Here is a 13,978-nt window from a genome sequence, read left to right on the forward strand (position 1 = left end):
CATCAAATGTCCGACGCCGCGTTCTTTTTCCCCACACCAACGCTTGCCCGCACGCCGCCCGCCGACGTGCGCGATGCGTTGCGCGTCCGCCTGGAAGAGGCTGCGCTCAATGCCACGGCGGTGGGTGCGCAGGTGCTCTATGATGGCTGGCTGGTGCGCTTTGCACACTCGCCGGCCAAGCGTGTCCGCAGCATCAATGTGCTGGGGTTATCCACACGTCCGCTGGACGAGCGGCTGGCGTATTGTTCATCGTTGTATGCGCGCCATGGCCTGCCCATGGTGTTGCGCATCACCTCCATCGGCCCCGATTTTTCGCTCGACGCCGAACTGGAGTCCCGCGGTTATATCTACACCGGTGAGACCCGAGTCATGAGCACGCCGCTCGCCCCCCGGACAAGCGCCAGGGGCGATCTGCTCTTCAGGATCGTCGACGCCGAACGCTTCGCGGCGGCGGTGGGGACCATGCGCGGTTCTTCCGCCGTGCACATCGGGGAACATCAGGCACGCCTGCAAGGCCTGGCTGTGGATAAGCAGCCGGTGCTCGCTTTTGACGCAGCCGGGCAATGCGTCGCCGCGGGCCTGGCCGTCCACGACGGCGATCTGCTTGGCCTGTTCGACATCGTCACGGATCCAGGACAACGGCGCAAAGGCTACGCCGCGGTCCTGGTGGAGCATTTGATGGCCGAAGGCGCCGATCGCGGCGCCGGCACGGCCTACCTGCAGGTCGAGCCTGAAAACATTGCCGCGCGCGCGCTGTATGGCCGCTACGGTTTCAAAGACTGTTACGCGTATTGGTACCGCCTGCCCGCCGAGCAGACGGACGCCTGAGCTGCGGCTCGGGATACAAAGACAGAAGGAAAGAGGATTTAATTATGGCCACCAAGAAACCCAAGGGATTGGGTCGCGGACTGGACGCCTTGCTGGGCGCGGACGCGCCTGCCATCGACAACATCGGCAAGGCCGCGGCCAAGCCCGAGGGTCCGCCGTCCACCCTGCCCATCTCGAAGATGCGCGCCGGCAAGTATCAGCCGCGTACGCGCATGGACGAGGGCGCCTTGGGCGAGCTGGCCGAATCGATACGCACGCAAGGCATCATGCAGCCGATTCTCGTGCGCGCCCTGGGCGAGGCCGCGCCTGGCCATTACGAAATCATCGCGGGCGAACGGCGCTTTCGTGCCGCCCAGCTGGCGGGCCTGAAGGAAGTGCCCGTGCTGGTGCGCGAAGTGGCGGACGAGAACGCCGCGGTGATGGCGCTGATCGAAAACATCCAGCGTGAAGACCTGAATCCGCTTGAAGAGGCGCACGGCGTGCGCCGCCTGCTCGACGAGTTCGGCCTGACGCACGAACAGGCCGCGCAGGCGATCGGCCGTTCCCGCTCGGCCACCAGCAACCTGCTGCGCCTCTTGAACCTGGCCGCTGCCGTGCAGACCATGCTGCTGGCGGGCGACGTCGACATGGGCCACGCGCGCGCGCTGCTGGCTGTCGATGCCGCGACCCAGATCCAGTTGGCCAACCAGATCATCGCGCGCCGCCTGTCGGTGCGCGAAGCTGAGAAGCTCGTCGCCAAGACCGCCAAGGAAGCGGAAACGTCGGCGTCCCCCAAGAAAAAGGCGAACGGCGTCTCGCGGGACCTGACCCGCCTGGAGGAAGCCCTGTCCGACCATCTGGGCACGCGCGTCGCGCTGAAGGTCGGCGCCAAGGAAAAAGGACAGATCGTCATCGACTTCCACGGCTGGGAACACCTGAATTCGCTGCTGGAACGCCAAGGCCTGTCCGGAGCGGTGGATGCCTGAGATCGCGTTGCCTGTCATCGCGGTGCTGGCGACGGGCGGCACGATCGCGGGCGCCCAGGCCGATGCCACCTCCGCGGGCTACAAATCCGGTTCGTTCTCCGTGAACGACCTGCTGGCCGCCGTGCCACAGCTGGCGGGCATCGCCGAGATCCGCGCCGAGCAGGTCGCCAATGTCGGCAGCCAGAACATGACGCACGAGGTGTGGCGCGCGCTGGCCCAGCGCGTGGACGTGCTTTGCCAGGACGCCTCGGTGGCCGGCATCGTCATCACGCACGGCACCGACACGCTTGAAGAAACCGCTTATTTCCTGAGCCTGGTGATCCGCCACGACAAGCCGGTCGTGCTGGTTGGCGCCATGCGGCCCGCGACGGCGCTCGGCGCGGAAGGCCCCGCCAACCTGTACAACGCCGTCGCGCTGGCGCGCCATCCCGATGCGCGCGGCCGCGGGCCGCTGGTGGTCATGAACGAAGACGTGCATTACGCGCGCGAGATCCAGAAGATCGCCAGCGCCGGCTTGTGCGCGTTTGCTTCGCCCAATCGGGGCCGGGCGGGCGTCATGCATGGCGGGTCGCCGTGCTTTTACTCGCGCAATGCCACCACGCATACGTCCCAAAGCGAGTTTTCACTCGCATTACTGGAAAAGGCCGGCTGGCCCCGCGTCGACATCGTCTACGCCTACGCCAACCTGCAGGCCGACCTGATCGATTTCCTGGCTGGCGCGGCCGACGGCATCGTGCTGGCCGGCGTGGGCGACGGCAATGCCACGGACCTGGCCATCGAAGCCCTGCGCCGCGCCTCCGATGATGGCGTGGCCGTGGTGCGTTCCAGCCGCACTGGCAGCGGCTTCGTTGCACGCGATGTGGAAGTCGATGACGCCAGCCTGGGTTTCGTCGCCGCGCGCGACTTGAATCCGCAGAAGGCGCGGGTGCTGCTGATGGTCGCGTTGTCGGTGACTCGCGATCCAGCTGCCTTGCAGCAGATATTCGATCGCTATTGAACCGCCGGACGCGACGGCGCCGCCGCCGCGTCTCCTTGCTGCGCCAGGCCCAGATTGGTTCTCAGCATGTCGTACACCTGGCGCGTCAGCGGATTGATCAGGTCGCGCCTTATCCACAGGAAATAGGTCACGTCCGGCAAGGGCGGCAACCCGTCCTTTTCTCCCAGCACGCGCATTTCCGGCCCAAGCAGCTCCACGCTGCGGGCAGTCACGCCCAGGCCCGCACGCAGCGCGGCCTTTATCCCCACCAGATTCGGCGCCACGTAATTGGTGTGCCAGCGCACCTGCGCCTGCTCCAGCGCGTTGAGCGCCAGGCGGCGAAAGATGCTGGGGTCATCCGCCAGCACCAGTGGAACCGGGGCATGCGGGTCGTGGACGTAATCCGCGGAGGCCAGCCATACCGTGGGCGAAGTGCGCAGCGCCACGCCTTCGAAGTCCTGGTCGAATCGGGTCGAGATGGTCAGGTCGATTTCGCCCGCGCGCAGCGCATCCATCAGGAAGGGACTCCGATCCACGCGGATCTCCAGCTTCACCCGCGGCGCTACCCGCGCGATATGGGTAAGCAGCGTGGGCAGGATGGTGTCCGCCACGTCCAGCGGCGCGCCCAGCCGCAGGTCGCCTTCCAACGGACCGTCCTGCAGCGCGCGCAGCGCTTCGTCATTGATGGCCAGCATGTGACGGGCGTATTCGACCAGGCGTCTGCCATGCGACGAGAGGTGCTTGTTGCGCCCCTGCTTTTCGAATAAGGGCAGGCCGATCATCGATTCCAGCCGCTGCATCTGCTGGGTGATGGCCGATTGCGTCTTGTGCAGCCGGTTGGCGGCCTCCGAGAACGTTTCATGCTGGGCGATCGCCGTCAGCGTGCGCAGCAGGTCCAGATCGAGATTGCGCATCCTGGCTCGCAAAGAAGGTGAAATGCGGATTGGGGATAACCCAAAATATTAGCAATGCTAATGGAAGCTTAAATCAATTTAAATTGTTGGGCTGGAGTGCGGCGGATACAGTAAGTGCAATAACTCATGAAACAAGAGGGAAAGCCAAGTGACCTCCGCACATCCTCATCAAACCGGCATTGACGCCGCCGTCGGAAATATTAAAAAAACTGTAGGAAATAAGGGGCTGAACCGGGACAGCCTTGAGGCCGTGCTGGCCGAACTCGTCGCCCTGGCCGGCAACACCGCATGGTGGGGCGCCGACCGCTATCCGCCGCCTGAAGGCGACGAACGGCAGGCCCGCTACCTCATCGCGGAAGATGCCGACAAGAGCTATGCGCTCTATCTGAATGTGATGCGCCCCGGCAAGAAGATCGTGCCGCACAACCACACCACCTGGGCCTGTATCGCCGCCGTCGAGGGCGTTGAATACAACTACGTCTACGACCGGACCGACGACGGCTCCGTGCCGGGCGTGGGCACCCTGGAAAAGACCGGAACCGTGGTGGTGGGGCCCGGCGCCGGCATCGCCCTGATGCCCGACGACATCCACGCCGTGGAAATCCAGGGCGACAGCGTCATCCGCCATCTCCACATGTACGGCCGAGCGCTGGAAACGCTGAATGAACGCCTGGGCTTCGACCTGGAGGCCGGCACCTGCAAGATCATGCCGATCGGCGTCCAGACGCGGCGCTGATCATGGGCAAGCCCTATCGCTCCTCGACGCGCCTGCTGCGCGCAGGCCGGCCCCATCAAGGCTGGGTCAATACGCCGGTCACGCGCGCCAGCACCTATGTCTTTGAAAACGTGCAGGCGTGGCGCGATACGCGGGCCCGCCGTGAGGAAGAGCGCCTGCCGTCCTATGGCGCACGCGGCACCGACAGCACCCACGCGCTCGAGGATGCGCTGGTCGAACTGGAGCAGGGCTACCGCGCGAAACTCTATCCCACGGGCCAGGCCGCGATCGCCACCGTGCTGCTCGCCTTTCTGCGCTCGGGCGACCACGTGCTGCTCACCGATGCCGTGTACGAACCCGTGCGCAGGTTCTGCGCGGAACATCTTGCGCGCCTGGGCATCGAGTTCACGTACTACGCGCCAGACGGGGCCGGCATCGAAACCCTCATCCGGCCCAACACCCGCATGATCTATGCCGAGTCGCCGGGCTCGCTGACATACGAAATGCCGGACCTCACCAGGTTATCCACAGCTGCGCGAAAACACGATTGCAGGCTGGCTGTGGATAACACGTGGGCGTCCGGTTTGGTGCACAAACCCCTCACGCTTGGCGCCGATATCTCCATCCTGGCGGCCACCAAATATCTGGGCGGCCATGCCGACGTCATGATGGGCGCGGTCGTATCCAACCAGCGCGCCTGGCCGGCCCTGGAGCGCGCCACCATCGACTTTGGCCAGACGGTCGGCGCCGACGACGCCTTCCTCGTGCTGCGTGGCATGCGCACGCTGCCGCTGCGCATGGCGCAGCACGCCAGCAGCGCCTTGCAAGTCGCCAACTGGCTGCTTGCGCGGCCGGAGGTAGGCCGTGTGCTGTGCCCGGCCTTGCCTGGCGACGCGTCGCACGCGATCTGGCGGCGCGACTGCACCGGTGCAAACGGTCTGCTGACCGTCGAGCTGGCGGACACCTATACCGAAACCGATGCCGAGCGCCTGATCGACAGCCTGCGGCTCTTCGGCATCGGCGCGTCATGGGGCGGCTTCGAAAGCCTGGTGATTCCGGTGCAGTTGCGCACATGCCGCGCGCTGCCCGGCAGCGTTCCGCGCGGCCCGATGCTGCGCCTGCACATTGGCCTGGAAGATCCCCAGGACCTTATCGCCGATCTCGAACGCGGACTGTCCGCGCTCGCCCAACCTCTCCGTACCCTTCGAATCTCATGATGCAGCCCAACACCGCCCCTTCCTTCGCCGACGTCGACGCGCATACGCTCAAGCAATGGCTGCACGACGGCCGCGAGATCGCGCTGCTGGATGTGCGCGAGCACGGCCAATACGGCGAGTCCCATTTGTTCTACGCCGCGCCCGTGCCATACAGCCGGCTCGAGGCGGACATCGTGAGGCTGGCGCCGCGCCGCGGCGTGCGGGTCGTCGTCTACGACAATGGCGACGCGGATGACACGGCCGCGCGCGCCGCGATTGCGCTGACAGCCCTCGGCTACACACAGGTGCACCGCCTGGCGGGCGGCATCGCGCAATGGCGGCAGCAGGGCTACGCGGTTTTTGCAGGCGTGAATGTGCCGAGCAAGACGTTCGGCGAACTGGCCGAAGAAGTTTTCCACACCCCGCGCATCGGCGCGCGCGAACTGGCCGAACGCCAGCGCCGCGGCGACGACCTGATCGTTCTGGACGGCCGCCCGTATGCCGAATTCCAGAAGATGAGCATCCCCGGCGGCATCTGCTGCCCCAACGGCGAACTCGCCCTGCGGGCCCATACCCTGGCAGCCAGCCCCGACACCACGATCGTGGTCAATTGCGCCGGCCGCACGCGCAGCATCATCGGCGCGCAGACGCTGATCAACCTGGGCGTTCCCAATCCTGTCTACGCGCTGGAGAACGGAACGCAGGGCTGGTACCTGGAAGACCTGCAACTGGAGCACGGCGCGCGCCGCCGCTATCGCGACGATGTCGCGGAGCAGGACCTGCCCGCACTGGCGCAACGGTCCGCGCGGCTGGCCGAACGCCACGGCGTGCCCACGGTCGGCGCCGCCCAGGTCCAGGCCTGGCTTGACGACGCCGAGCGCACCACATTCCTGTGCGACGTGCGCAGCGCCGAAGAGTACGCGCAAGGGTCGCTGCCCGGCGCGCAGCATGCGCCGGGCGGCCAACTGGTCCAGGCAACCGACCAGTACCTGGCCGTGCGCGGCGCGCGCATCGTGGTGTTCGATGCCGAAGGCGTGCGCGCACCCGTCATCGCCAGCTGGCTGAGGCAGATGGGCTGGGACGCCAGCACGCTGCGCGAGGGCACATACGCAGGCCTGTCCCAGGTGTCGCCAGCAGCGCCGGCGCCAGCCGTCTCGGTCCTGTCCGACGCCGCGCTTGCGCAAGCGATGGCGCATGGCGCGCAATTGGTCGATATCCGTTCCAGCATGCGTTATCGCGCCAGCCACCTCGCCGGGGCGCGCTGGTCCATCCGTCCGCGCCTCGCCGGCCTTGCGCTGGATGCGGCGCGACCGGTGATCCTGCTGGCGGAAGACGCCGCGGTGGCGGCCTGGGCGGCGGCCGAGTTGCGCGCGCTGGGCATCGCGGACGTCAATGTGAACATGGGTACGCCCGAAACCTGGGCCGCGCAGGGACTCGCGCTGGAGTCCACGCCCGCCGAGCCGGCAGACCGCGATTGCATAGACTACCTGTTCTTCGTGCATGACCGCCATGACGGCAACAAGGCCGCGGCGCGGCAATACCTGGCTTGGGAGACCAACCTGGTCAAGCAGATCGACGAGCGGGAGCGCGCGGCCTACCGGTTCCCGCCCCACTGATCCCGGCGCGAACCACGGCGCCTCCCGCGGCGCGACAGACGCTTCAACCTGATCATTACGCCCCGGCGGCATTTGCCGGCGGGGTGCGGACGGTTCATGGCGAACCGGAATGCAAAGGACGGCCGAGTATCCGGCCGCCAACACAAGGGGAAATCCAGATGAAGCAACATGCATTGCACGCTTGCAGGACCGCCGCCGCGGCGATGGCCGCCTTGCTGATGGGCGCCGCTGCCCACGCCCAGGCGCCCGCGCCCCTGGCTGACTTTCCGAAGCAGGCCATCACCGTGGTATCGCCGTTTCCACCCGGGGGCGGGAACGACGGCGTCGCGCGCCTGATTGCGCAGGAACTGGGCGCCATCACGGGGCAGAGCGTCGTCGTCGAGAACCGCTCGGGGGCGGGAGGCAATGTCGGCACGGCGCAGGTCTCGCGCGCCAAGCCCGATGGCTACACGCTCGTCATGTCCCAGACCAGCGTCATGGCCGTCAATCCACGCCTGTACAAGAACGTGGGCTTCGATCCACTTAAGGACTTCGTGCCGATCTCGCAGATCACGTCCGCGCCCCTGGTGCTGGTGGCGCGCGCCGAAAGCCCGTACAAGTCGCTGGACGATTACCTGGCGGCCGCGCGCAAGCAACCGGGCGTCATCACCTATGCAACTCCGGGCAACGGCACCATGAGTCACCTGATGGGGGCGCTCGTGTCGCAGAAGGCGAGCGTCAAGCTGGTGCATGTGCCGTATCGCGGCGCGGCGCCGGCCATCACCGACCTGATGGGCGGCACGGTCGACATGCTGATCACCTCGCCGGCCTCCGCCGAGCCCATGGTGGCCGCCGGCAAGCTGCGCATCCTGGCGATGAGCCATGGCGACAGCGTCGGCGTATTCAAGGGGGCGCCCACGCTGCAGCAAACGGGATTGCAGGGCATCACCGCCGACGACTGGTATGGGCTGTTCGCGCCGGCAGGCACGCCGCCCGAGCGCATCGCATACCTGGCGCAGGCCGTGGACCAGGCCATGAAGTCGCCCGCCGTGATCGCCAAGATCAACAGCGGCGGCAGCCAGCCGGTCGGCAGCGCGCCCGCCGCATTCAAGACCCGCCTGCAGCAGGACACGGCGTATTGGGCGGAAATGGTGAAGACGTCCGGCGTGTCGCTGGACTGAGCGCAACCCGCGCCGTGGGCTATACCGCCAGCGTATTGCCCACGGCCGACTCCAGCGCGGCGAAGGCGGGCGAGTTCCGCGCGCTGCCGTTGGTGACCAGGTGGTCGATCTGGTCCGCGCCGCAGTACGACACGCGGCTGCACAGGCCGATCTTGCTGAAGTCGGCCAGCAGCACCAGCTGCTTGGCATTGGCGGTCATGGCGCGCGCGACCTCGGCTTCGCGCAGGTCGTAATTGGTTGCGCCGCATTCGACGTCGACACCCACCGGCGACAAGAGTGCAAAATCGGCACGATAGCGGTGGATCTCGGTGATCGTGATATCGCCCGACGTGGCGCACACCGGGCCGCCGACGGAGCCGCCCAGCATGAGCAGCTGGTTGGCGCCGTTGCCGGCCGCACCCACCTTCAATGCGACGTCGAACGAATTGGTGATGATGGTCAGGCCCGACAGCTTGGCCAGTTCATCGGCCAGCACGCTGGTCGTGCTGCCCGCGTCCAGGAACAGTGTCTGGCCGCTGGAAACCAGGCCGGCCGCCGCCCGCGCGATCGCGCGCTTGTACTTCACGCGCGTATGCACGCGTTCCGCGATGGGCGGTTCGTTGTGCACGGGCACGGCGCCGCCGTGCACGCGGCGCAGCTCCCCCAATGCTTCCAGTTCTAACAGATCCCGCCTGACGGTCTCCCGGGAAACCCCGAGCTCGCCGACGATGCGGTCGGTCGATACCTGCTGCAATGAAGACAGCAGGGCGCGGATTCTCTGATACCGCTCTTCTTGCCACATGTCCGTTGCTTCCCAGTCCTAGTCCATGCGCCGCCGCGCGGCGCCGGCGATCAGCGCGCGCATCGCCAGTAGCGAGCCCCCTACGACCAGCATGATAAGGGTTGAATATGCCGCCGCCTGTGAAACAAAGCCGGCCTCGTCCAGCCGCAGCACCGACACCGGCGCCACGCTGACCGACGGCGTGACCAGGAAGATCACCGCGGACAGGGTCACCATCGATCGCATGAACAGGAAGAAAAAAACGCCCAGCACCGTCGGCGCAATCAAGGGCAGCACCGCGTCGCGCAGCACATGCAGGGTGCCTCCGCCGATGCTGCTCACGGCTTCCTCCAGGGCCTGCGGCACCGCCCGCATGCCGGTCATCATCGTCAGGAAGCCCTGGGTGTGATAGTGATAGAAGTTGCACAAGGCGATCAGCGCGGCGCTGCCGTACAGCGCATACAGCGGCGTGCCCGGCGCGTTGAATGCAAAGATGTACGCCAGGCCAAGAACCAGACCCGGCACGCCGACGGGCAGGACGGACACCATGTAGACCAGCTTGGCCCACGAGCGTGGAATCCGGCACACGCCGAACGACAGGAAGAACAGCAGCAGCACGCCAGCTCCGGCCGCGGCGAGCGACAGGTACAACGAGGTCCACAGGGGCGCATAGCCGCCGCTGACCGTGATGTCGTAGTGCTTCAGCGTCCATTCCATGCGATAGGGCCAGAGCCGCATGAAGCTGGCGAACACGACGGTGCCGACCGTGACGATGATCGCGCCGACGATCAGCAGCACTCCCGCACTGAACAGGGCGTCGCGTCCGCGCGACGGCTGCGGCGCCACCCTCAGGCTGCCGGCGGATGCGGATCCGAACTGGCGCTGCGAGGCCACGCGCTCGATCTGCACCGAGACCAGCGAAGGCAACAGCAACAGGATGCCCACGACCGACCCCATCCCGAAATTCATCTGGCCCGACACCTGGCTGTAGATCTCGGTGGCCAGCACGCGGTAGTTCCCACCGATCACCGCCGCATTCCCGAAATCGGTGATCGTGATGACGAACATGACGAAACCCGCGCTGAGCAGGCCGAATTTGCAGTTGGGCAGGGTGATGTCGAAGAACTGCCGCGCGCCCGACGCGCCCATGACTTGCGCCGCGTCGTAATAGCGGGCGTCCATGTTGCGCAGCGCCGCCTGCAGGATCAGCACCGCCTGGGGCAGGGCGTAGAACACGTTGGAGATCAGCAGGCCCCAGAAGCCGTAGATGTCGATCTCCCATCCGGTCCACCGGTGCACCAGGCCGTTGCGTCCCAGGATGAAGATGAGGCCCAGGCCCTGCACCAGCGACGGCGCCAGCAGCGGCAGCACCAACGCCAGTTGCACGATCGGCTTGCCGCGCATGCAGCTGCGGTCCAGACCGAACGCGATGGCAAAGCCCAGTGCGAGGCTTATCGCGGTGGTGGCGGCGCTCATCGCCAGGCTGTTCAGTGTGGCGGTGAGAATGCCGCGCGTGGCGAAGACCTCGGCATAGTTGCCCAGTCCGATGGAGCCGTCTTTTTCGACCAGGCTGCGCCATGCCACGGTGGCCAGCGGATACAGGAAGAAGAGCGCCAGGCCCGCCAGCGGAACCGCGACGCAGGTCCACAGCAGCAGGCGGTCGGCCGACCAGGGCGCGCGGCCCGCCGGCGCAACCAACGCCGCGCTCGCTTGCGCGCTGCTCATGCAACGCCTCCGCCTCGCGTGCTCATGTGCTTACCCAGGCGCACAGGCCGGGCTCGGCGGCAAGGCGGACGGGGGCGCCTTGGGACAACCCGGCCGCGCCGTGTTGTTCCACCATCAGTTCGCGCCCCATCCACGCCACGCGCAGGCGCGTGAGATTGCCCATGAAGATAAGGTCCTGGATGCGGCCCGGACCCTGTTCGTCCGCGGCGACGCGCAGGTTTTCCGGCCGCAGGCAGGCCTCGTAGCGTTCGCTGGCGCCGTCGGGGCGCGTCGCCAGCAGCTCGGGCATGGCTTGGCTTACCCAGTCGGTGGGCAGCAGATTGCTCAGCCCCACGAAATTGGCCACGAAGCGCGTGCGCGGGCGCAAGTACAGGTCGGAAGGCGATCCCATCTGTTCAATCCGCCCGTCGTTCATGCAGACGATCTTGTCCGCCAGCGTCAGCGCTTCTTCCTGATCATGCGTCACCATGATCGTGGGGATCTTCAGCCGGCGCTGCACGTCGTGTATTTCGGCTCGCATATCGGTGCGCACGCGCGCGTCCAGCGCCGACAGGGGTTCATCCAGCAGGATCAGCGCCGGATCCACCGCGAGCGCGCGCGCCAGGGCGACGCGCTGCTGCTGTCCCCCGGAGAGCTGATGCGGGTAGCGCGCCGCAAGGTCTGGCAGCTTGATCAGCGCCAGAAGTTCCCGGACCCTGGCTGCGATGCGTTCGCGCGTTTCGCCACGGATGCGCAGTCCGTAGCCCACGTTCTGGGCCACCGTCATGTTGGGGAACAGCGAATAAGACTGGAACACGATGCCGAAGCCGCGCTTGCGCGCGGGCACCAGGCTCAAGTCCTGGCCGCCCAGCGTGATCGTTCCGCGGTCGGCGGGCAACAATCCCGCGACGATGCGCAGCAGGGTGGTCTTGCCGCAGCCGCTGGGCCCTAGCAGGCAGACGAATTCATGTTCGCCGACCGACAGGTCGATGTCGTCCAGCGCCAGGGCGCCATCGAAGGCCTTCCGTATCCCACGCAGTTCCAGATACATCATGTCTCCAGGATGGCCCGCGGCCGGACGCAACCGGCCGCGGCCCGGTCAGCGCTTGATGGTGTTCTGCCAGGTCTTGATCGTCGCATCGCGTTCCGCGGCGGACTTCTGAAAGTCCACGGGATACAGCACGGCGGTCAGGTCCTTGGGCAGTCCCGCCGCCTCGGCCGCTTTGTTGGGGGCGGAGCCGGGCAGGGTGACCAGTTCCTTGTACTTGCTGTACAGCCCGCCCGCCTGCGCCGACAGGGTCCAGTCCAGGAAGCGCTTGGCGTCTTCGGGATTCTTGGCCGTCTTCATCAGGCCGGATGCTTCCAGCTCGTATCCCACCCATTTGGATGGGATCACCATCTTGACGGGGAAGCCTTCCTCGATGGACTGCATCGCAGGAAAGGCGAACGACACGCCGATGGCGTACTCGCCGGCCCGCGCCATCTTGCAGGGCCGAGAACCCGAGGGCGTGTACTGGGCGACGTTCTTGTCCAGATCCTTCAGCAGAGCCCAGCCTTTTTCCGGGCCCAGGCCCTGCAGCAGCGCGACGATCTGCAGGTAGCCGGTGCCGGATGCCGCGGGGCTGGGGATGACGATCTCACCTTTGTATTCGGGCTTGGTCAGGTCTTCCCAGGACGTGGGCATCGGCAGGTTCTTGGATTTGAGCCTGTCGGTGTTCACACAGAAGGCCGCCACGTAGCCGGTGGCGGCAAACCATTTGTCGTCTGCGCCGCGGTACTGCGAGGGCAGGGTGTCCATGCCCTTGGCCTTGTACGGGGCAAGCAGGTTCTGCAGGCGAGGGTCCAGCATGTTGCTCACCGCGAAGCCCCAGATCACGTCCTGCTGGGGATTGGCGGCCTCGGCGATGAGGCGGGCGCCCAGATCGCCCGTCGACAGCCGCAGCACGTTGACCTTCAGGTCAGGCATCGCCGCGTTGGCGGCCTTCAGGTACGCCGCGATCTCGTCCTCTTCCAGCGCGGTATAGACGGTGATGGCGCCGGCGTGCGCCTGCGCGCAACTTAGGGAAATTACTGCAACCACAACACTGAGCTTCTTCATACATTGCATGATGGGACTCCGGTGGGGAATACACGGCAACGGTGGCAAGCTGCATATGCGGACAGCGACCCGCCCGGATTCGGGACGTGGTTGCAGTTTTGAGCATATTTGCAAATTTGTGGCAACGTGTCTAGACTGGGAAAACCTGCACGCAGGAGCTTGACTGGCGTAGTCGCACCCCACGTTCGCCACTCTGGAAGCGCATCGATGCCATCCTCATCCCCGTTGTCCGCGCAGCAGCTGGCTGCCTTCGCAGCTTTCGCCCAGACCTTGGCGGACAGCGTCCGCCCCTTGTCCAGAAAGTGGTTTCGCCATCCGCTCGCCGTCGACACCAAGGCGGACGAAAGTCCCGTCACGCAGGCGGACCGGGAAGTCGAGGCCGCCCTGCGCGACGCCATCGCCCGCCATCATCCCCAGCACGGGATCTTCGGCGAAGAGTTCGGCGCGTCGCATGCCGGCGCCGAGTTCGTGTGGTCGCTGGATCCCATCGATGGCACGCGCGCCTTCATTTCCGGCAATCCGCTGTGGGGCACCCTGCTCGCGTTGCTCCATCAAGGCAAGCCAGTGCTGGGCGTCATCGACATTCCCATGCTGGATGAACGCTGGATTGGCGCCGCCGGTTCTCCCGCGCGCCTGAACGGCCAGGAATGCCGCGTCAGCGCCTGCTCCGAGCTGCGCAACGCCATTCTCTACGCCACTTCGCCAGACATCTTCGAAGGCGCGGAGACCGCCGCGTTCGACGCCCTGACGGCGGCCGTCCGCATGCGCCGCTACGGCGGCGACTGCTACAGCTACGGGCTGCTCGCCAGCGGCCACGTCGATCTCGTCGTCGAGGCCGGCCTGCAGCCGTACGACTATCTGGCGCTGCAGCCCGTGATCGAGGGCGCGGGCGGCGTCATTACCGATTGGACGGGGCAGCCGCTCAGCCTCGAATCCCAGGGCCGCGTGGTTGCGGCCGCCACGCCGCAGTTGCATCGCCAGGCGATGCAGGTGCTGGGGGCGGCCATGACCTGATCGTCGCGCCGCCCGCCCGCAGTTCCACGCAA

General features: G+C 66.4%; 13 protein-coding genes. 8 read left to right on the forward strand and 5 right to left on the reverse strand.

From position 1 onward, the window contains the following. Positions 1-6 precede the first annotated feature (6 nt). The 3 genes from ABE485_RS00765 to ABE485_RS00775 are packed head-to-tail and all read left to right on the forward strand — an operon-like array spanning position 7 to position 2,790. Positions 7-828 (forward strand): GNAT family N-acetyltransferase, encoded by an 822-nt coding sequence (locus tag ABE485_RS00765; protein ID WP_346512778.1) that lies wholly within the window; start codon positions 7-9, stop codon positions 826-828. Between the two features lie 44 nt (positions 829-872). After that, complete coding sequence (locus ABE485_RS00770; protein ID WP_346512779.1) at positions 873-1,793, forward strand: ParB/RepB/Spo0J family partition protein; 921 nt, start codon at positions 873-875, stop codon at positions 1,791-1,793. Then, on the forward strand, positions 1,786-2,790 hold the full coding sequence (locus tag ABE485_RS00775) for an asparaginase (protein ID WP_346512781.1): 1,005 nt from the start codon (positions 1,786-1,788) through the stop codon (positions 2,788-2,790). Before ABE485_RS00770 ends, ABE485_RS00775 begins: the two co-directional genes overlap by 8 nt. On the opposite strand, the gene ABE485_RS00780 is transcribed toward ABE485_RS00775, so the two are convergent. Beyond that, on the reverse strand, positions 2,784-3,683 hold the full coding sequence (locus ABE485_RS00780; protein WP_346512782.1) for a LysR substrate-binding domain-containing protein: 900 nt from the start codon (positions 3,681-3,683) through the stop codon (positions 2,784-2,786). The genes ABE485_RS00775 and ABE485_RS00780 overlap by 7 nt on opposite strands. A 148-nt stretch (positions 3,684-3,831) precedes the next feature. Here ABE485_RS00780 and ABE485_RS00785 point away from each other — a divergent pair, with 148 nt between their 5' ends. The 4 genes from ABE485_RS00785 to ABE485_RS00800 all read left to right on the forward strand — a co-directional run bounded on the left by ABE485_RS00785 (position 3,832) and on the right by ABE485_RS00800 (position 8,370). Further along, the gene (locus tag ABE485_RS00785) at positions 3,832-4,419 is read left to right on the forward strand and encodes a cysteine dioxygenase family protein (protein WP_346512783.1); all 588 of its coding nucleotides are present in this window, start codon (positions 3,832-3,834) and stop codon (positions 4,417-4,419) included. Positions 4,420-4,421: 2 nt separating this feature from the next. Further along, the gene (metC, locus tag ABE485_RS00790; protein ID WP_346512784.1) at positions 4,422-5,615 is read left to right on the forward strand and encodes a cystathionine beta-lyase; all 1,194 of its coding nucleotides are present in this window, start codon (positions 4,422-4,424) and stop codon (positions 5,613-5,615) included. Then, positions 5,612-7,210 (forward strand): rhodanese-like domain-containing protein, encoded by a 1,599-nt coding sequence (locus ABE485_RS00795; RefSeq protein ID WP_430795375.1) that lies wholly within the window; start codon positions 5,612-5,614, stop codon positions 7,208-7,210. The genes metC and ABE485_RS00795 overlap by 4 nt, the downstream gene beginning before the upstream one ends. A gap of 158 nt (positions 7,211-7,368) precedes the next feature. Then, positions 7,369-8,370 carry a Bug family tripartite tricarboxylate transporter substrate binding protein gene (locus ABE485_RS00800; protein ID WP_346512786.1) on the forward strand — a complete coding sequence of 334 codons (1,002 nt, stop codon included), beginning with the start codon at positions 7,369-7,371 and terminating at the stop codon, positions 8,368-8,370. Between the two features lie 19 nt (positions 8,371-8,389). Here the strand turns inward: ABE485_RS00800 and ABE485_RS00805 are convergent, their stop codons facing one another. The 4 genes from ABE485_RS00805 to ABE485_RS00820 are packed head-to-tail and all read right to left on the reverse strand — an operon-like array spanning position 8,390 to position 12,941. After that, entirely contained in the window at positions 8,390-9,151 is a 762-nt protein-coding gene (locus tag ABE485_RS00805) for a DeoR/GlpR family DNA-binding transcription regulator (RefSeq protein ID WP_346512787.1), read from the reverse strand. 18 nt (positions 9,152-9,169) lie between these two features. Further along, positions 9,170-10,855: an ABC transporter permease subunit gene (locus ABE485_RS00810; protein WP_346512788.1), complete on the reverse strand. Its 1,686-nt coding sequence runs from the start codon at positions 10,853-10,855 to the stop codon at positions 9,170-9,172. Between the two features lie 22 nt (positions 10,856-10,877). Then, complete coding sequence (locus tag ABE485_RS00815) at positions 10,878-11,885, reverse strand: ABC transporter ATP-binding protein (RefSeq protein WP_346513090.1); 1,008 nt, start codon at positions 11,883-11,885, stop codon at positions 10,878-10,880. 48 nt (positions 11,886-11,933) lie between these two features. Then, positions 11,934-12,941, reverse strand: coding sequence for an ABC transporter substrate-binding protein (locus ABE485_RS00820; RefSeq protein ID WP_346512790.1), 1,008 nt, complete (start codon positions 12,939-12,941; stop codon positions 11,934-11,936). A 198-nt stretch (positions 12,942-13,139) separates the two neighbouring features. On the opposite strand from ABE485_RS00820, the gene hisN reads away from it, so the two are divergent. Further along, on the forward strand, positions 13,140-13,946 hold the full coding sequence (hisN, locus tag ABE485_RS00825) for a histidinol-phosphatase (protein ID WP_346512791.1): 807 nt from the start codon (positions 13,140-13,142) through the stop codon (positions 13,944-13,946). The last annotated feature ends 32 nt before the right edge of the window (positions 13,947-13,978 follow it).

The sequence above is a fragment of the Achromobacter spanius genome, assembly GCF_039673305.1.
GTDB classification, from domain to species: Bacteria; Pseudomonadota; Gammaproteobacteria; order Burkholderiales; family Burkholderiaceae_B; genus Achromobacter; species Achromobacter spanius_F.

Excerpts from the sequence above, each read along its gene's own strand:
- ABE485_RS00805 (WP_346512787.1), bottom strand. The coding sequence starts at position 9,151 with ATGTGGCAAGAAGAGCGGTATCAGAGAATCCGCGCCCTGCTGTCTTCA.
- ABE485_RS00765 (WP_346512778.1), top strand. The coding sequence starts at position 7 with ATGTCCGACGCCGCGTTCTTTTTCCCCACACCAACGCTTGCCCGCACG.
- ABE485_RS00775 (WP_346512781.1), top strand. The coding sequence starts at position 1,786 with ATGCCTGAGATCGCGTTGCCTGTCATCGCGGTGCTGGCGACGGGCGGC.
- ABE485_RS00770 (WP_346512779.1), top strand. The coding sequence starts at position 873 with ATGGCCACCAAGAAACCCAAGGGATTGGGTCGCGGACTGGACGCCTTG.
- ABE485_RS00820 (WP_346512790.1), bottom strand. The coding sequence starts at position 12,941 with ATGCAATGTATGAAGAAGCTCAGTGTTGTGGTTGCAGTAATTTCCCTA.
- ABE485_RS00795 (WP_430795375.1), top strand. The coding sequence starts at position 5,612 with ATGATGCAGCCCAACACCGCCCCTTCCTTCGCCGACGTCGACGCGCAT.
- hisN (WP_346512791.1), top strand. The coding sequence starts at position 13,140 with ATGCCATCCTCATCCCCGTTGTCCGCGCAGCAGCTGGCTGCCTTCGCA.
- metC (WP_346512784.1), top strand. The coding sequence starts at position 4,422 with ATGGGCAAGCCCTATCGCTCCTCGACGCGCCTGCTGCGCGCAGGCCGG.
- ABE485_RS00815 (WP_346513090.1), bottom strand. The coding sequence starts at position 11,885 with ATGTATCTGGAACTGCGTGGGATACGGAAGGCCTTCGATGGCGCCCTG.
- ABE485_RS00810 (WP_346512788.1), bottom strand. The coding sequence starts at position 10,855 with ATGAGCAGCGCGCAAGCGAGCGCGGCGTTGGTTGCGCCGGCGGGCCGC.
- ABE485_RS00800 (WP_346512786.1), top strand. The coding sequence starts at position 7,369 with ATGAAGCAACATGCATTGCACGCTTGCAGGACCGCCGCCGCGGCGATG.
- ABE485_RS00780 (WP_346512782.1), bottom strand. The coding sequence starts at position 3,683 with ATGCGCAATCTCGATCTGGACCTGCTGCGCACGCTGACGGCGATCGCC.